The organism is Herbiconiux flava (assembly GCF_013409865.1).
GTDB lineage: Bacteria > Actinomycetota > Actinomycetes > Actinomycetales > Microbacteriaceae > Herbiconiux > Herbiconiux flava.
This window is the reverse complement of record NZ_JACCBM010000001.1, coordinates 1,869,754-1,887,931: the sequence shown is the minus strand read 5'-3', so window position 1 is coordinate 1,887,931 and position 18,178 is coordinate 1,869,754. Positions and strand designations below refer to the sequence as shown.

11 protein-coding genes are annotated in these 18,178 nt (G+C 73.5%); 5 read left to right on the top strand and 6 right to left on the bottom strand.

Annotated features, from left to right (window positions below; translation table 11 throughout):
• Positions 1 to 41: 41 nt before the first annotated feature.
• The gene (locus tag BJ984_RS09175; RefSeq protein WP_179547758.1) at positions 42 to 962 is read right to left on the bottom strand and encodes an NADP-dependent oxidoreductase; all 921 of its coding nucleotides are present in this window, start codon (positions 960 to 962) and stop codon (positions 42 to 44) included.
• Between the two features lie 95 nt (positions 963 to 1,057).
• Positions 1,058 to 1,879: a 16S rRNA (cytidine(1402)-2'-O)-methyltransferase gene (gene rsmI, locus BJ984_RS09170; protein WP_179547757.1), complete on the bottom strand. Its 822-nt coding sequence runs from the start codon at positions 1,877 to 1,879 to the stop codon at positions 1,058 to 1,060.
• 57 nt (positions 1,880 to 1,936) lie between these two features.
• Here rsmI and BJ984_RS09165 point away from each other — a divergent pair, with 57 nt between their 5' ends.
• From BJ984_RS09165 to BJ984_RS09155, 3 genes are all read left to right on the top strand, one after another.
• The gene (locus BJ984_RS09165) at positions 1,937 to 3,682 is read left to right on the top strand and encodes a dolichyl-phosphate-mannose--protein mannosyltransferase (protein WP_271206487.1); all 1,746 of its coding nucleotides are present in this window, start codon (positions 1,937 to 1,939) and stop codon (positions 3,680 to 3,682) included.
• Between the two features lies 1 nt (position 3,683).
• Positions 3,684 to 4,730: a YeiH family protein gene (locus BJ984_RS09160; RefSeq protein WP_271206486.1), complete on the top strand. Its 1,047-nt coding sequence runs from the start codon at positions 3,684 to 3,686 to the stop codon at positions 4,728 to 4,730.
• A gap of 173 nt (positions 4,731 to 4,903) precedes the next feature.
• The gene (locus BJ984_RS09155; RefSeq protein ID WP_179547756.1) at positions 4,904 to 8,251 is read left to right on the top strand and encodes an AfsR/SARP family transcriptional regulator; all 3,348 of its coding nucleotides are present in this window, start codon (positions 4,904 to 4,906) and stop codon (positions 8,249 to 8,251) included.
• Positions 8,252 to 8,254: 3 nt separating this feature from the next.
• On the opposite strand, the gene BJ984_RS09150 is transcribed toward BJ984_RS09155, so the two are convergent.
• From BJ984_RS09150 to BJ984_RS19070, 4 genes are all read right to left on the bottom strand, one after another.
• A complete protein-coding gene (locus BJ984_RS09150) occupies positions 8,255 to 9,070 on the bottom strand; it encodes an ABC transporter permease (protein WP_179547755.1) in 816 nt (271 codons plus the stop codon).
• Positions 9,067 to 10,116 (bottom strand): ATP-binding cassette domain-containing protein, encoded by a 1,050-nt coding sequence (locus BJ984_RS09145; protein WP_179547754.1) that lies wholly within the window; start codon positions 10,114 to 10,116, stop codon positions 9,067 to 9,069. The genes BJ984_RS09150 and BJ984_RS09145 overlap by 4 nt, the downstream gene beginning before the upstream one ends.
• A gap of 109 nt (positions 10,117 to 10,225) precedes the next feature.
• Positions 10,226 to 12,187, bottom strand: a complete 1,962-nt coding sequence (locus tag BJ984_RS09140; RefSeq protein WP_179547753.1) for a thioredoxin domain-containing protein — start codon at positions 12,185 to 12,187, stop codon at positions 10,226 to 10,228.
• 38 nt (positions 12,188 to 12,225) lie between these two features.
• Complete coding sequence (locus tag BJ984_RS19070; protein WP_179547752.1) at positions 12,226 to 12,981, bottom strand: DUF1684 domain-containing protein; 756 nt, start codon at positions 12,979 to 12,981, stop codon at positions 12,226 to 12,228.
• 119 nt (positions 12,982 to 13,100) lie between these two features.
• Here BJ984_RS19070 and BJ984_RS09130 point away from each other — a divergent pair, with 119 nt between their 5' ends.
• The gene (locus BJ984_RS09130) at positions 13,101 to 13,907 is read left to right on the top strand and encodes an alpha/beta fold hydrolase (protein WP_179547751.1); all 807 of its coding nucleotides are present in this window, start codon (positions 13,101 to 13,103) and stop codon (positions 13,905 to 13,907) included.
• Between the two features lie 63 nt (positions 13,908 to 13,970).
• On the top strand, positions 13,971 to 18,053 hold the full coding sequence (gene hrpA, locus BJ984_RS09125) for an ATP-dependent RNA helicase HrpA (protein ID WP_179547750.1): 4,083 nt from the start codon (positions 13,971 to 13,973) through the stop codon (positions 18,051 to 18,053).
• Positions 18,054 to 18,178 lie beyond the last annotated feature (125 nt).

Sequence of the window (18,178 nt, the reverse complement as noted above, 5' to 3'; positions counted from 1 at the left end):
ACCTCCGAGAATGTGGAGGAGTGGAGCGGGCATCCGGAGCCCTACTCCATGCGCAGCACGATCTTGCCGACGACGTGCCGCGTGGCCAGGTGGTCGTAGGCCTCGGCCACGCGCTGCAGGGGGTAGATGGTGTCGATCACGACGCGCAGCGCGCCCTCGGCGACGAGCTCGGCGAGCCGGGCCAGGGTCGCGGCACCTCCGCCCTGGGCGTTCCCCTCGGTCTTCACGCCCCGCGCGGAAGCGGCCGGGTCGGCGACCGTGTCGATGCGCTCGGGCGCGACGCCGAGCGCGAGCGCCAGGTCGACCGAGCCGTGGCCCGCCGTGTCGATGAAGGCGTCGACGCCGTCGGGCGCGAGCTCGCGCAGGCGCTCCAGGGCGGCAGCGCCGTACTCGACGGGCTCGACACCGAGGTCCTCGAGCAGCGGGTGGTCGTCGCGACGGGCGAGGCCGATCACGCGGGCCCCGGCGAGCCGGGCGAGCTGCACGGCGAACAGGCCGACGCCGCCCGTCGCGCCCGCGACGACGAGGGTCTCTCCTGACGCGATCCCGACGGCCCGCACGGCGGCGACCGCGGTGGTGCCGGCGACGTAGAGGGTGGCGGCCTCCTCCCAGGTGACGCCGGCCGGCTTCGGAACGAGGTTCTCGGCCGGCACGACGGCATGGGTCGCGTGGGCGCCGCGGCGGTCGCTGAAGCCGATGACCTCGTCGCCGGCCTCAATACCGGTCACGCCCGGGCCGGTCGACTGCACGCGTCCGGCGAGGTCGCTGCCCTCGCCGCTCGGCAGGGTCGTGGGGAAGACGTCCTCGAGCCGGCCCTCGCGGATCGCGGCTTCGCCGGGGTTGATCGAGGAGGCGACGATCTCGACGCGCACCTCCCCGGGCCCGGGCTCGGGACGGTCGACGTCGACCACCTCGAGCACCTCGGTGCCGCCGAACGTCTGGAATCGCACTGCTGAAGCCATGCCTTCCTGCCTACCCCGTCCCTCCCCGCCCCGCACGGGGGTGGACGGCCCCGCCAGGGGTGGTTGGCCCCGCCAGGGGTGGATGGCCCCGCAGCTCAGGGCCGCTTCGACGCCAGTGCCGCCTCGTAGAGGTCACGCCGTGAGAGCCCGGTCGCCTCCGCGACCGCGACGGTGGCCTCCTTGAGGCGCGTACCCGACGCGACGAGCGACTGCACCTCGGCGAGCGCCGTCGGCAGATCGGCGGCGAGCGCCTCGGCCCCGGCGACCACGATCACGATCTCGCCCTTCACCCCACCGGCCGCCCACGTCGCGAGCTCGGCCGCGGTGCCGCGGCGTGCCTCCTCGTAGAGCTTCGTCAGCTCGCGCACCACGGCCACCCGGCGGTCGTCACCGAGCACCGAGGCCAGGTCGATCAGGGACTCGGCCAGGCGGTTCGGCGACTCGAAGAACACCATCGTGCGCGGCTCGCGGGCGAGCATCCGGAACGTGCTGAGACGGTCGCCGCGCTTGCGGGGCAGGAAGCCCTCGAAGGTGAAGCGGTCGGTCGGCAGGCCCGAGAGCGCGAGGGCCGTGACCACGGCGGAGGGGCCGGGGATGACGGTGACCGGCACGTCCGCGGCGATCGCGGCCGAGACCAGCAGGTAGCCCGGGTCGGAGACGGTCGGCATCCCGGCGTCCGAGAGCAGCACGAGGTCGCCCTCGCGGGCGAGCTCGACGAGCGACGCCGCCTTCTCGCGCTCGTTGTGCTCGTGCAGCGGCAGCAGGCGGGGCCGGTTCTCGATGCCGAGGCCGCGCAGCAGCTTGACGGTGACGCGGGTGTCCTCGGCGGCGATCACCTCGGCCGACTCGAGGAGCTCGACGAGGCGGGCCGACGCGTCCTTCAGGTTGCCGATGGGGGTGGCGGCGAGGATCAGCATGCCCCCAGTCTCCCAGCCTGCACGGCGCATCCGGGCCGCCACCGTTAGCATTGCCCGGTGAGCACCGAGGAGCCGACGACCGCGCCGCGCCCCCACGCGCACGAGGCTCAGGATGCTCACGCGGCACCCGCCCCGGACGCCGCCCCCCTGGCCGCCAGCGCCGCACCCGCCGTCATCGACGCCGACAGCGCCGACGCCCCCGCCCAGCCCGCGCCCCCCGTCCCCACCGGCTCCCGCCTCGACGACTGGTGGCTCCGGCTCATGGCGACCCCCGCCCGCGAGCGCGCCTGGCGCTGGGGCGGCCCGATCGCGGTCACCCTCCTCGCCGCCGTGCTCCGCCTGGTGAACCTCGGCCACCCGCACAGCCTCGTCTTCGACGAGACCTTCTACGTCAAGGACGCCTGGACCACCTGGAACCTCGGCTACGAGGCCACCTGGCCGGCCGACGCCGACACGCGGTTCAACGCCGGCGAGACCGACATCTTCCAGACGATGGGCTCGTTCGCCGTGCATCCGCCGCTCGGCAAGTGGATCATCGGGGCCGGCATGGAGCTGTTCGGCCCGGGCGACTCGACGGGGTGGCGCATCTCGGTCGCGGTCGCGGGCATCCTGCTGGTGCTGCTGACGACGCTGATCGCGGTGAAGCTCACGCGCTCGACGCTGCTCGGTGTGATCGCCGGGTTCCTGCTGGCGATCGACGGACACGCGATCGTGATGAGCCGGGTGGGCATCCTCGACGGGCTGTCGTCGCTGTTCCTGCTGCTCGGCTTCGGGGCGGTGCTGCTCGATCGGGCGTGGCACGAGCGGCGGCTGGCCGAAGCACTGGAGCGGGGAAGAGAACGCCGAGCCGGGTCGGGCCGGGGCCGCGCGGGCGAACCCACCTGGGGCCCCGCGATCTGGTGGCGCCCCTGGGTGCTCGCCGCGGCCGTCGCGTTCGGCGCCGCCTCCTCGGTGAAGTGGAGCGGCCTCTACTTCCTCGCCGCCTTCGGCGTCTACCTGATCGTCGTCGACGCCCTCGCCCGCCGCCGGCTGGGGCTGCCGTTCTGGTTCAGCGCCGCGGTGCTCAAGCAGGGCCCGGTCACGGCGATCCTGCTCGTGCCGCTCGCCGTCGTCACCTACCTCACCACCTGGATCGGCTGGTTCGCGACCACCGGCGGCATGTACCGCACCTGGGCGCAGACCTCGAACGGCGAATGGACCGGCGCACTCAGCTGGGTGCCGCTGGCCGTGCAGAACTTCTGGCACCTCGAGGTGGCGATCTACCAGTACCACGTGGGCGAGAACTCGCCCCATCCGTACTCGGCGAACCCGCTGACCTGGCTCTTCCTCATCCGCCCGACGCAGATGTACGTCAGTCAGGTCGACGACTCCGTCTGCGGCGGCACCACCTGCTACGAGAACATCACCTCGATCGCCAACCCCATCATCTGGTGGTGCGCGACGGCCGCCCTGTTCTACCTCGTCTACCGCCTGGTGCGCCGTCGCGAGTGGCAGGTGGGCCTCGTGCTGATGGGCATGGTCGCCGGCTACCTGCCGTGGCTGATGTACACCGGCCGCACGGTGTTCCAGTTCTACACGATCGCGTTCGAGCCCTACATGATCCTCGGATTGACGATGGTGATCGGGCTGGCGCTCGGGTCCCGGGCCGATCCGCGGCCGCAGCGCACCCGGGCGCTGGCCGTCGTCGGCGCGTTCCTCGTGATCTGCGTGCTGGTGAGTGCGTGGTTCTACCCGGTCTGGGTCGGGATGCCCGTGCCCGCCTGGTTCCTCAGCCTGCACTACTGGCTGCCGAGCTGGCGCTGACGTGAGCGCATCGCCCGGCGGCCGGGCGCCCGACCCGCTGCGAAGGGTGCTGCCCGGCATCCTGCTCGCTGCCGGCGCTGCGCTCGTCGCCTTCGCGCTGCACCTGCTCCTGCCCGCCGTTCCCCTCCTCACGATCGCAGTCGTGCTCGGGATCGTGACCGGCCAGGTCCCACCCGCCCAGCGCCTTCTCGACGGAGTGCTGAAGCCGGGGCTCGCGCTGTCGTCGCGCCGGCTGCTGCGCATCGGCATCGTGCTGCTCGGCCTCAAGCTCAGCCTCGTCGACATCGCGGGACTCGGCTGGCCCACCGTGCTGGCCATCGTCGCGATCGTGCTGATCACCTTCATCGCCACCTTCGGCCTCGGCCGCCTGCTGGGGCTGCCGGGTCATCAGCCGGTGCTGATCGCGGCGGGCTTCTCGATCTGCGGCGCCTCCGCCATCGGCGCCGTCAGCGCGGTCACCCGCAGCGACGAGGAGGAGACCGCCACCCCGGTCGCCCTGGTCACCCTCTGCGGCACGCTCGCGATCGCAGTGCTCCCCGCGCTCCGCTTCCCGCTCGGCCTCTCCTCCGAGCAGTTCGGCCTCTGGGTCGGCCTCAGCGTGCACGACGTCGGCCAGGTGGTCGCCACGGCGCAGATCGCCGGCCCCACGGCGCTCGCCGTCGCCGTCGTCGTGAAACTGACGCGGGTGCTGACGCTGGCGCCGATGGTCGCGGGCGTCTCCCTCGTGATGAGACGAGCGGATGCCCGCGCCGCCGTCACCCCGGCCGCCCGCCCCGCGCTCGTGCCACTGTTCGTCGCGGGCTTCCTCGCGGCGGTGCTGGTGCGAACCCTCCTGCTGCCGCTCGTCGCGGCGCCCGTGTCCACCACACTGCTGGACGTCGCCGACGTGGCGCAGAACGCCCTCTTCGCGGTGGCGCTGTTCGCGCTCGGCACGAGTATTCGCTTCACACGCCTCGCCCGCACGGGCTGGCGCGCGCTCGTCGTCGGGCTGGTGTCGTGGGCGCTGATCGCGGCGCTCTCGCTCGGCGCGGTCGCGCTGCTCACCTGACGCCCGCGGTCGCGCTGCCCGTCCGACGCGTCGCCGCTCGTCGGCACGGGAGGAGAATCGGGGCGATGGCGCTCCCCGGAGGATATGGCCGTCATTCTCCTCCCGTGCCGACGTGCCACGAGGCGGATCGCGGCGCGCGTCGGGTGGGGTGGTCGGGAAAGTAGGCTGTGCGCGTGAGCGATCGGGGTGCAGCGGCGGTCGTCGGAGGGTCGCGTGCGGTCGTGGGAGTGCTCGGGCCGGTGGCCGTGGGCCGCGACGGGGTGTGGGTCGAGCCGACAGGGCGCCGGGCCAAGGCGGTTCTCGTGGTGCTGGCGCTGGCCGCACCGCGGGCCGTCGGCGTCGAGGCACTGATCGACGAGGTGTGGGGCGGCGAGCCGCCGCGGTCCGCGCGGGGGGCGCTGCAGGCGCTCGTGTCGCGGCTGCGCTCGGCGTTCGGCGACGGGGTGATCGAGTCGACGACGTCGGGCTACCGGCTGGGTTTCGAGACCGATCTCGGTGAAGCGCGAGCGGCGGCGGCGCGGGCGGCTCAGGCTCTCGCCGGAGGAGCCACCGAGGACGCGGCCCGGATCGCGGCGGAGGCGACCGCGCTGTGGCGCGGCGCCCCGGGCGCCGACCTCGATCCGGGCGAGCTCGCCGATGCGCTGGCGGCCGGTGCCGACGAGGTGGCCGCGACGCTCGATTCGACCGCGGCGGCCGCCGCGCTCGCCCTCGGCCTCGACGCCGACGCCGAGACCGCCGCTCGCCGGCTCGCCGCCCGCGCGCCCTTCGACGACCACGCCCAGCTGCTCCTGATGCGGGCGCTCGACGGACAGGGCCGCGGCACCGAGGCCGTCGCTGCCTTCGCGCAGTACCGCGAGCGGGTTCAGGACGCCTTCGGCACCAGCCCCTCACCCGAGCTCCAGGCCCTCAACATCGAGCTGCTCGACCGCGCGGAGCAGCCTACGGCCGCGACGGCGACGGCGGCGGCCCCACCGGACGCCGCAGCCGCGCCGCTCAGCCGCGGAATCCGGGCCGCCCCGAACGCCCTGGTGGGCCGCGAGGGAGCCGTGCAGGCCGTGCTCGCGCTGCTCGAGCAGGCGCGGGTGACGACGATCCTCGGGCCGGGCGGCCTCGGCAAGACGCGGCTGGCGCACGAGGTGGCGGCCCGGTCCGTCGGGGAGTTCGGCGCGGTCGTCGTCGTGGAGCTGGCCAGTGTTCGGAGCGCCGAGGACGTCGTGTTCGCGCTGGCGTCGGCCCTGGGCATCCGGGAGCTCAACAGTGCGCGGCGGATGGGAGACCAGCGGGTGCGCGCCGACCTCCGCACGCGCATCCTGGACCGGCTGGCCGAGCGTCGCACCCTGCTCGTCGTCGACAACTGCGAGCACCTGATCGACGCGGCGGCCGAGTGGGCGGCGGCCCTCACCGGCGAGCTGCCCGAGCTGACCGTGCTGGCGACCAGCCGCACCCCGCTGAGCATCTCGAGCGAGCGCGTGTACGCCCTGCAGCCCCTGGGGGTGGCGGGCGCCGACGACCCCGCCGTGCAGCTCTTCCTCGACCGAGCCACCGCCGCCCGCCCCGGCGCCGCCCTCGACCGGGCCACCGTCGCGCGGCTCTGCGAGCGCCTCGACGGTCTGCCGCTCGCGATCGAGCTCGCGGCGGCGCGCATCCGCTCGATGTCGCTCGACGAGATCGAACGCCGACTCGGCAACCGCTTCGCCTTGCTCACCGGCGGCGACCGGAGCGCCCCCGAGCGGCACCGCACGCTGCTCGCGGTGATCGAGTGGAGTTGGAACCTGCTCGGCGCCGACGAGCAGAGCGCCCTGGCCCGGCTCTCCGAGTTCGCGGACGGCTTCAGCGTCGAGGCGGCCCGGGCGGTGGTCGGACCCGGGGTCGACGACGCGCTGGACGGTCTCGTGGCCCAGTCGCTCGTCATCCTGAGCGAACCCGCGGTCGCGCCCGCGGCCGCGCAGGGTGCCGACGCCGCGAGCGGTGGCCCGGGCGTCGAACCCGGTGGGCTGCGGTTCCGGATGCTCGAGACCGTCCGTGAGTTCGGACGGCTGCAGCTCGAGCGCGGCGCACTCCGCGACGAGGTCGAGCGCGCCCTGTTCGCCTGGGCCGACGCACTCGCCGAGCGCACGCTGCCGCGGCTGAACGGGCACGGCCAGCTGGCGGCCCTCCGGGAGGTCGCGGCCGAGGAGGACAACCTCATCGACGTGCTGCGCCGCGCGGTCGACGCGGGCCGTCCCGACATCGTGGTGTCGGTGTTCGCGCTGCTCGCCTGGTACTGGTCGCTCCGCGGCGCCCACTCCGAGGTGCTCGCCTTCGCCGCGCCGGTGTTCGAGAGCGTGCGGCACTACGACCCACCGGCCGAGCGGGCCGGGAGCACCGTGCTGTCACTCGTCCTGATCGCCGTCACGCAGTTGGTCGGACAGCAGCGCACGGCGTACCGGGCACTGTCGCGATTGCGCCGGGTGCTGGCCGCGCATCCGGTGACCGAACCGCGGCTGGCCGCCATGGCGGAGGTCGCACTCGAGGTCGGTCGCCTCGATCGCCTGGAAGCGGCGATCCTCCGTGCGCACTCCTCACCCGACCGCCCGACCGCGCTGATCGGCAGCCTCGTCGCGAGCCTCGCCGCCGAGAACGCCGGTCGCAGCGCCGAGGCGATCGCGATGGCGCGGCGGGCCGTCTCGCTCGCCGACTCGCTCGGGGACACCTGGGGAGGCGGGATGGCCGCGCAGATGCTCGCCCAGCTGCACAGCCAGAACGCCGAACCCGCCGAGGCGCTGCGCTGGGCGCGGCGGGCGCGCGAGGGCATGACGGCCGTCGGCGCGAGCGACGACGTGCGGCAGCTCGAGTGGGTGATCGCCGCGAACGACATCGGCGTCGGAGCCCTCGACGAGGCCACCGCGCTGTTCGAGCAGCTGGCCGCCGACCCCGGGCAGAACGACGGCGTCGACGTCGCATCGATCGGCCGGGCCGGCCTCGCCGAGGTGCTGCGCGCCCGCGGCCTCCTCGAGGAGGCGGCCGACGAGAACCGCCGGGTGCTCGCGAGCTTCGACGTGCCGCGCGCCCGGTCGTCGCCCTGGTTCCGGATGGCGCTGTCGAGCGTGCTCGGCGCCCTCGTCGTCGACGGCACCGGGGAGCCGGAGGAGCTCCGCCGGATGGCGCGGCGCCTCCGGTCGCGCACACTCGCGAGCCTCCGGCCGGAGGGCGTCTACGTCGACCGCCCGGTGCTCGGCGCCTCGCTCGTGGGCCTCGCGGCCTGGTCGGCGGGCGTCGAGGCGATCGGCCCGGACGTGGCCCTCGAGCTGCTGGCGCTGGCGGACACGATGGGCGCGCGCCAGGACAACCCGGGCCTGCACCGGGCGCCGATGTTCGCGCGCTTCGCGGCCGAGGTGGGCGAGGACGCCGTGGCGTCGGCCCGAGCATCCGTCGCCCTGCTCGGGCACGACGAACGACCCGGGCGTGCGGCGGAACTGCTGCGCACACCCGGGCCGTGGTCGTGGGCCTGGAAGGACCAGGCCCGGAAGGACCAGGCCTAGACCTCAGGCCTTCTTCATGTAGGCGCGCACCGTGAGGGGCGCGAAGATCGCGACGATGATCGCGGCGCCGAGGAGCGAGATCCAGGCGTCGGAGGTGAACATCGCGCTGTTCGCCAGGTCGCGCACCGCCGTCACGAGGTGCGACACCGGGTTCACGTTCACGAACCACTGCAGCGCGGGCGGCAGCGTGTCGACCGGCACGAAGGCGTTCGAGAGGAACGTCAGCGGGAACAGCACGAGGAACGAGATGCCCTGCACGCTGGCGGCGCTTCGGGCGATGACGCCGAAGAACGCGAAGATCCAGCTGATGGCCCAGGAGCAGGCGATTACGAGCAGGCCCGCCACGACGACCGCACCGAGCCCGCCGCCCGGGCGGTAGCCCATGATGAAGCCCATCACGAAGGTCAGCGTGGTGGCGATCGCGTAGCGCACGGTGTCGGCCAGCAGTGCGCCGGCCAGCGGGGCGATGCGGGCGATCGGCAGGGACTTGAAGCGGTCGAACACGCCCTTGTCCATGTCCTCGCGCAGCTGCACGCCGGTGACGACGCTGGTCGTGATGACCGTCTGCACGAGGATGCCCGGGATGAGCAGCGGCAGGTAGTCGGCGATGCTGCCCGCGATCGCCCCGCCGAAGATGTAGGTGAACATCAGCGTGAAGATGATCGGCTGCACGGTGACGTCGATCAGCTGCTCGGGCGTGCGGCGGATCTTGATCAGCCCTCGTCCGGCCATGCTGAGCGAGTTGCGCAGGGTCTGGGCGATGGTGACGTGGTTCTTGAGGGTGCGCTGGGCACCGGGGGTGATGGTCAGGGTGCTCATCGGGTGGTCTCCAGTTCGGGGGTGATGGTGCCGTTCGTCGCGCCGGGGGTGGTTCCGGATGCGGTGGCCGGGTCAGCAGGCTCGGCCGCCTCGTCGTCGCCGGCCGTGTGGCCGGTCAAGGCGAGGAACACCTCGTCGAGGGTGGGCTGCTGCACGGCGAGCTCCTCGACGGCGATGCCGTCGGCGCGCAGGCGGATGAGCAGGTCGGTGATCGAGTCGGGGTCGCTCATCGGCGCGGTGATGCGCCCCGCCTCGGGGGTGAGCACCGCCTCGACGCCGAGCACGTCGAGCACCGCGTGCCGCGCCCGCTCGAGCGCCGCCGGGTCGGCCAGGCGCAGCAGCAGAGAGGCGCTGCCGACGCTCGCCTTCAGCTCCCCCGCCGTGCCCTCGGCGACGACGATCCCGCGGTCGACCACCGCGATGCGATCGGCGAGCTGGTCGGCCTCGTCGAGGTACTGGGTGGTGAGGAGGACGGTGGATCCGGTGGCGACCAGGCGGCGGATCGTGTCCCACATCTGGGCGCGGGTGCGCGGGTCGAGACCGGTGGTGGGCTCGTCGAGGAAGATCAGGGGCGGCTGCGAGATCAGGCTCGCCGCCAGGTCGAGGCGTCGGCGCATGCCGCCCGAGAACTTCTTCAGGGGACGCTTCGCGGCCTCGGTCAGGCCGAACTCCTCGAGCAGCTCGGTGGACTTCCGCCGCGCATCCGCTCGGCTGAGCCCGTTGAGGCGGGAGAAGAGCACGAGGTTCTCGGTGGCGGAGAGGGTCTCGTCGACGCTCGCGTACTGACCGGTGACGCCGATCAGCTGGCGGACGATCTGGGGTTCGCGGCGGATGTCGTGGCCGAACACCGTGGCCTCGCCGCCGTCGGGCTTCAGCAGGGTGGCGAGCATGCGGATCGTGGTGGTCTTGCCGGCGCCGTTCGGGCCGAGCACGCCGTACACGGTTCCCGTGCGCACGCTCAGGTCGACGCCGTCGACCGCCCGGTTGTCGCCGAAGACCTTGACGAGGCCGTGGGCCTCGACGGCCCAGTCGGAGGAGTACGTCATGGGGCGTCCTTTCGTAGTGGATGCCCCTACCCTCCCCGGGCGCGCTGACGCGGCGCCGACGCGGCGCTGACGCGCGCTGACGCGCTGTGTCGTGCGATTACGCGTCTCGTCAGTCGCGGGCGAGGGCCGCCGGGTCGGTCACCGGGAGGCGGCAGACGAAGTCGCGGCAGAGGTAGGCCGTCGGCAGGCCGGCGCGGGTGGTGCGGTCGGCGAAGAGCTCGAAGCCGGCGGCGGCCAGGAGGTGCGCCTGCTCGTCGGTCGCGCGGGCGACGACGGCTCCGCGCCAGGTGCGGACGCGGGCGGCGAGGTCGTCGGGCCGGGCATCCGCGTGGGCGTCGGGTGCTGCTGCGCGGTCGAGGGGGTCGGCCGGGGACGGGGTGACGAGGACGAGCTGCTCGGCAGGGCGGGAGAGGCGGGTGAGGAGATCGAGGGTGGCGCCGAAGGCGATCGGCTGCGCGACGGCGTCCGCCGCCAGGGGCGCTACCGCGCGGAGAGCCGCGGCGCGGTAGCGCGCGTCGGCCGTGAGGGCGTGCAGGAGGAGCGCCGCGGAGGCGGCGGCGGAGTTGCCGGAGGGGTAGGCGCCCTCCGAGGGGTCGAGCTCGCTCGCCAGGCCCTGGGCGCCGAGGATCGGGTCGCCGCCGCCGGGCACGGCGAACACGGGCCCGGTCGGGTGCTCCGTCAGGACGGCGTCCACGAGCATCCGGCCCGCCGTCGCGTAGCGCGCCGAACCGGTGGTGGCGGCCAGGCGGAGGAGGCCCTCGGCGAGCATGCCGTAGTCCTCGAGCGTGGCGACCGCCGTGGACGCGCGGCCGTCGATCGAGGCGCGCAGGAGCCGCGGCGGTTCCCCGGCGGCCGAGGTGACGTGCGCCTCGAGCAGGTGGTCGGCCGCGTGCTGGGCGGCGAGGGCGAGCTCGGGGCGGTCGAAGACGAGGGCGGCCTGGGCGAGCGCGCCGATGGCGAGGCCGTTCCAGCCGGTGAGCACCTTCTCGTCGAGGGCGGGCGGGGTCTGACGGGCTCGGGCCTCGGCGTCGAGCGCGTAGTAGCCGCCCTCGACGCGGTGGCCGTCGACGGTGCTCTCGGAGTCCTGGGCCGAGGCGAATCCGCCGGAGGGCAGCTGCATCACGTCGGTGAGGAACCCGGCGACACCGAGCGCGGCGTCGCGCGCCCACAGCTCGTGCGGGGCCGACGCCCACGCCCCGGTCAGGGCGTCGAGCAGGAGGGCGTTGTCGTAGAGCATCCGCTCGTAGTGGGGCTCGCTCCAGTCGCGCTTGGTCGCGTAGCGGAAGAACCCCCCTTCGACGGGGTCGCGCAGCGGCGACTCCGCCATGGCGTGGAGGGTGCGCGTCGCGAGGGCACCCGCTTCGGTGGCCGCGTCGCCGGAATCCGCCGCCACCTCGAGCAGGAACCGCAGCACGGGCGCCACGGGGAACTTCGGCGCACCGCCGAAGCCACCGTGCTGAGCATCCTCGTACTGGCCGAGCTCGGCGACGACGGCCGTCAGCTGCGACGCCGAGACCGGTGCCGCGTCGCCCTCCTCGAGCGGCACCGCGCCCCGCCCGCGCAGCCGCTGCTGCCCCTCGGCGAGCATCTCGGCGAGCCCCGCGGCCGAACGCTCGACCTCGGCGCGGCGGGTGGTCCACGCGTCATCGACCGCGGCGAGCACCTGCGAGAACGCCGGATGCCCGTCCACCGGCACGGGCGGCGAGTACGTCCCGGCGTGGAACGCCTGCCCCGACGGCGTGACGAAGACGTTCAGCGGCCAGCCCAGGTTCTGCGTGAACGCCCCGGCGGCGGCGAGGTACGCCGAGTCGACCTCCGGATGCTCCTCCCGATCGACCTTGATCGCCACGAACCGCTCGTTCAGGTAGGCGGCGAGCGCCGGGTCGCTGAAGCTCTCGCGGGCCATCACGTGGCACCAGTGGCAGGTCGAGTACCCGATCGAGACGAGCACGGGCACGTCCCGCTCGCGGGCAGCGGCGAACGCCTCCTCGCCCCACGGGTACCAGTCGACCGGATTGTCGGCGTGCGAGCGCAGGTACGGGCTGATCGCGTCTCCGAGTCGATTCGTCATGCGTCCACCCTCGCACCGCCCGGCCGACGCCACCACGGTCAGCGGCGGGCGACCTGCTTCTCGCCCGCGCGCACGGGCACCGTGAGGCGGTTCTGCGCGGGCGGGAGGGGGCAGACGTAGAAGTCGGCGAACGCGCACGGCGGCAGATAGGCGCGGTTGAAGTCGACCTCGATCGGGCCGGTGCCGCCATCCGCTCGCAGCTTGAGGAAGCGGAAGCGGTAGCTCTCGGTGCCGCTCGTCGCGTCGGCGAACACGACCTGCATGCCGGTCAGCGGCCCCGTGGCGATCAGCGAGACCTCCTCACCGCCGATCGTGACGGTCACCGTGCCGGCCAGCGTGCTCGTCTCGGTGTACCCGTCGATCTCCTCGACGTCGATCGTGGCGCCCTCGTCGGCGGCGTCGAAGCGCCCGGTCAGAACCCATGCCTCATCGGGCAGGTACGCGTCGATGCCGGCGACGGATGCACGGGTGGGCGCCTCGGCATCGAGAACCCGCAGCGCCACCTCGTCGTCGCGGCGGAAGTGCCGCAGCACGCGGGACCCGAGGAGCACCTCGCTGCCCTCCTCGATCGTCAGGTCGTCACCGACGATGTCGCCGTCCTCGACGCGCCACGTGCCGTCGAGCCCCTCGATCGCGACCGGCTCCGCGCCGGGTGTGAGCCAGTGCGTACCGACCAGGGCGGCGATGCCCTGCGGGGCTGTCACGAGCCGCAGCCGGGCCTCGTGCCAGGAGGCGAGCGCCTGCTCGAACTCGGACGGGTAGGAGGCGGGGCTGTCGGTGTTCCGGTCGGTCACGCGTCGAGCCTACGTCCGGCGGTGGACCCCGGAGCCGGGATGCCCGAGACTGGAGCCGTCGCGGCACCGCCGCCGCGCATCCGGGAGCCGGCGCGAGCCGGAGATCGTTGGAGGCCGCCATGACCGAGTTCACCCAGAGCAGCACGGGCGACACCGTCGCGTTCGATCGGTACGGCGAGGGCACCGGGCCCGCGATCGTCTTCATCGCCGGGGCCGGCCCGACGCGGGCGGGCGACCACGTGACGACCGAGACCGCCCAGCTCGTGGCCGCCGAGGGCGTGTCGACACTCGTGTTCGACCGGCTGGGGCGCGGCGAGAGCGCCGCCGAGGGCGTGCTCGACCTCGACCGCGAGCTCGAGGCGGTGCGGGCGGCGATCGCGGCGGCCACGGGGTCGGAAGACGGCCGAGCGGTGCTCGTCGGCCACTCCTCGGGCTGCTCGATCGCCCTCGCCGCGACGGTGCGCGGCCTGCCGGTGAGCGGGCTCGTGCTCTGGGAGGCGCCGCTCAGCGAGTCGGCGGCCGACACGGCCGAGTGGAGCGACGGCTTCGAGGCGCTGCTCGACGCGGGCGAGGACGAGCGGGCGAAGGAGCACTACATGCGCGACATGCCGCCCGAGTTCCTCGCCGGCGCGAAGGCGTCGCCGGCGTGGCCCGCCATCGTGGCCAACGCGCGCACCGAGCGGGCCGACGGGCAGTCGATGAAGTGGGCGAACGCGGCGCTCGAGGGCGAGGGCTTCCCCGGGATCGACGTGCCGGTGCTCGCGGTCTACGGCACGCAGACGTTCCCCCAGATGCCCCTCGCGGCGGCGCGCATCGCCTCCGCGATCCCGGGCGCGCAGGAGAAGGCCGTCGAGGGCGCGATGCACTCGTGGCAGCCGGCCGCGATGGCCGCCGAGCTCGTGGCCTTCGCCCGCGCGCTGCCCTGACGGGCCGGGCGGGGCACGGCCAGCGCCCGACCCGCCCCCCCACGGCGGTACGATGGAGGGCTCATGTCTGCCGCCCCCCTGCGCATCGTCTTCCCCCCAGAGCTGCCCGTCAGCCAGAAGCGGGACGACATCGCGCGCGCCATCGAGGCCCACCAGGTCGTGATCGTCGCCGGCGAGACCGGATCGGGCAAGACCACCCAGCTCCCCAAGATCTGCCTGGAGCTCGGCCGCCAGAACATCGGTCACACCCAGCCCCGCCGCCTCGCCGCCCGCACCATCGCCGAGCGCATCGCCGAGGAGCTCGGCCAGGAGGTCGGCGGCCTCGTCGGCTACCAGGTGCGCTTCACCGACCGCGCGAGCAAGGAGACGCGCATCAAGCTGATGACCGACGGCATCCTGCTGAACGAGATGAACCACGACCGGCTGCTCAGCCGCTACGACACGATCATCATCGACGAGGCCCACGAGCGCAGCCTCAACATCGACTTCCTGCTCGGCTACCTCAAGCAGCTGCTCCCCCGGCGCCCCGACCTCAAGCTCATCATCACGAGCGCGACCATCGACCCCGAGAGCTTCGCCCGCCACTTCGCCGAACCCGACGGCACACCGGCCCCCATCGTCGAGGTCTCGGGCCGCACCTTCCCGGTCGAGGTCCGCTACCGTCCGCTGGCTCCGGATGCTCCCGCCGACGACCCGGCCGACGACGACTACGACGACGCCGACGAGGGCGCAGCCCCCGAGCGCGGCCGCCCCACCAAGCCCCGAGCCGGACGGGGCGACGACCGCCCCGCCGAACCCAAGGACCTCTTCGAGGCCATCGGCGAGGCCCTCGACGAGCTGGCCCGCGAGAAGCCGGGCGACGTGCTCGTCTTCCTCAGCGGCGAGAACGAGATCCGCGACGCCGAGGAGTCCCTCCGCGGGAAGTTCGCCGCGACCGGTGGGGCCGGCCAGACCGAGGTGCTGCCGCTTTACGGGCGGTTGAGCGCCGCCGAGCAGCATCGGGTGTTCCAGCGAAGCAGCACCCCGGGCATCCGTCGCCGCGTGGTGCTCGCCACGAACGTCGCCGAGACGAGCCTCACGGTGCCGGGCATCAAGTACGTCATCGACGCCGGAACCGCGCGCATCAGCCGCTACTCGGTGCGCTCGAAGGTGCAGCGGCTGCCGATCGAGCCGATCTCGCAGGCCAGCGCGAACCAGCGCTCGGGGCGGAGCGGGCGAACGAGCGACGGCATCGCGATCCGGCTCTACTCCGAGGAGGACTACGCCAGGCGGCCCGAGTTCACCGACCCGGAGATCCTGCGCACGAACCTCGCGGCGGTCATCCTGCAGATGATCTCGCTGGGGCTCGGTGACATCGCGTCGTTCCCGTTCCTGCAGCCGCCCGACTCGCGCGGGGTGAAGGACGGGCTCGATCTGCTTTCTGAGCTGGGCGCCGTGCGCAGCACGGCGAAAGGCGGCAGCCCCGCCGGTCGGCAGACCGACGGAGCCGCGGCAGCCTCTGAATCGGGGACTCTTCGAGCCGACCACGTCAAACGCGACCCCGCCCCCCGCCTCACCGCGATCGGCCGCGACCTCGCCCGCCTGCCGATCGAACCCCGCTTCGCCCGCATGGTGGTCGAGTCGAAACAGACGAACACGAGCCGCGAGGTGCTGGCGATCGTCGCGGGCCTGACGATCCAGGACCCGCGCGAGCGCCCGCTCGAGAAGCGCGGCCGCGCCGACGAGCTGCACGCGCGCTTCGCCGACCAGACCAGCGACTTCCTCACCCTGCTGAATCTCTGGAACTACCTCGAGGAGAAGCAGCGCGAGCTCGGCTCGAGCGCGTTCCGGCGCCTCTGCAAGGCCGAGTTCCTGAACTACCTGCGCATCCGCGAGTGGCAGGACGTCTACCGCCAGCTGCGCCAGCTCGCCAAGCCCCTCGGGCTCGAGATCGGCGAGCCGAGCGTGAACCCCGACGGCATCCACCGCTCGATCCTGTCCGGCCTCCTCAGCCAGATCGGCCTGCGCGACCAGGTCAAGCGCGACTACCTCGGCGCCCGCCAGACCCGCTTCTCGATCTTCCCCGGCTCCGCCCTGGCGAAGAAGCAGCCCGCGGCCGTGATGAGCGCCGAGCTCGTCGAGACCAGCCGTCTGTTCGCGCGGATGAACGCCGCCATCGACCCCGGGTGGGCCGAGACCCTGGCGGGCGACCTCGTGAAGCGCAGCTACTCCGAACCGCACTGGGAGAAGAAGCAGGGCGCCGCCGTCGCCTACGAGCGCGTCACCCTGTTCGGCGTGCCGATCGTGGTGCACCGCCGCGTGCAGTTCGCCCGGATCGACCCCGAGTACGCCCGTGAGCTCTTCATCCGGCACGCGCTCGTCGAGGGCGAGTGGGAGTCGCAGCAGGCCTTCGACCGCGCCAACCGGGCCTTCCGCCGCGACCTCGAGCAGCTCGAGGAGCGCAGCCGCCGCCGCGACATCCTGCTCGACGACGAGGCCGTGTTCGAGTTCTACCAGGCCCGCATCCCGCGCGACGTCGTCTCGCAGCGCAGCTTCGAGGGCTGGTGGAAGAAGGCCCGCCACGACGACCCCGAGCTCCTCACGATGACCGTCGAGACGCTGCTGCCCGAGGGTGCGCCCGACGTCGACGAGAGCCAGTTCCCGGCCGAGTGGCATCAGGGCGACCAGCGGCTCGCGCTGTCGTACCGCTTCGAGCCGGGCGCCGCCGACGACGGCGTGACGGCCACCGTGCCGCTCGCGCTGCTGCCGCGACTGAAGCCCGAGGGCTTCGAGGCGCAGGTGCCCGGGCTGCGTCGCGATCTCGTGACGGCGCTCATCCGCTCGATGCCGAAGCGGCTGCGCGTGAACTTCGTGCCCGCCACCGACTGGGCCGGGCGGCTGCTCGACGAGCTCGGCCAGGATGCCGGAGACGACTTCCCCGCCCGCCTCGCCGCCCTGATGTCGAAGCTCGCCCACACCCCCGTCACCGCAGCCGACTTCGACCGCTCGAAGCTCCCCGAGCACCTCCGCGTCACCTTCCGCGTGGTCGACGAGCGCGGACGCACCGTCGGCGCCTCCAAGGACCTCGTCGAGCTCCAGCGCACCCTCTCCGACGCGGCCCGCGCCTCGATCTCGCGCGCGGTGCGCCAGGTCCCGGATGCTCGTCCCGCCGGCAGCCCACGGGGCGACGTCCGGGGCGCCGCTGAGGGCGTCCGACGCGGCTCGGGTCCCGACGCCGTGGCGGCCGCGAGCGGCCCCGGAGCACCGACCTCGGCCGGCGATGCCGCCGGCGCCTTCCGCGAGCGGTCGCAGCTCACCTCCTGGTCGTTCGGAACGCTCCCCCACCACGTCGACACCCGCCAGCACGGCGGCGTGATCCGCGCCTACCCGGCCCTCGTCGACGAGAAGGCGGGCGTCGCGATCCGCCTGATGGCGACTCCCGAGGAGCAGGCCCGGGAGACGCCCGCGGGCATCCGGCGTCTGCTGCTGCTCGCCGTGCCGAGCCCGGCCTCGTACGTGCGGGAGCACCTCACCCAGAACGAGAAGCTGCTGCTCGCGACGAGCCCGTACCAGAACGTCAACGCCCTCTTCGACGACGCGATGCAGGCCTGCGCCGACGAGGCGCTGACCGCCTTGCACCCCGACGGCCTGGTGTGGACGTCGGAGGAGTTCGACGCGGTGCGCGACCGCCTGTCGAAGGCCGTGCTGCCGCTGCTCGACCAGACCGTCGCCACCGTCGTGCGCATCCTGGGCGGCGTGCGCGACGTCGAGAAGGCGATCAAGTCGGTGACGAGCATGGCGCTGCTGCCGGCGATCGCCGACGCCCGCGAGCAGCTGGCCGCCCTGGTGCGCCCCGGCTTCGTCTCGGCGACCGGCCTCGCCCGCCTCGGACACCTGCCCCGCTACCTCGCGGCGATCGTCTACCGCCTCGAGAAGCTGCCCGACAACCCCGCCCGCGACCGCGCCTGGATGACGGAGGTGCAGACCGCGACGGCCCGCCTGATCGACGCCGGCGGCCGCATTCCCCTGGCGCCGCACTCCCCGCCCCGCCTCGTGCGCGCCCGCTGGCTGATCGAGGAGCTCCGCGTCGGCCTCTTCGCCCAACCCCTCGGCACCGTCGAGCCCGCCTCCCTCCAACGCGTCACGAAGCTCCTCGCGGCCCCGTAGCCGCGCATCCGCTCTCTCGCTGTTCGCTGCCGCCCTGACGAACGCAACAGGCCCTACTCGACGACCCAGGCGATACCGTCGCCGCACCACGCCGCGAAGCAGCGGGGCGCGACGGCGGCATCGCA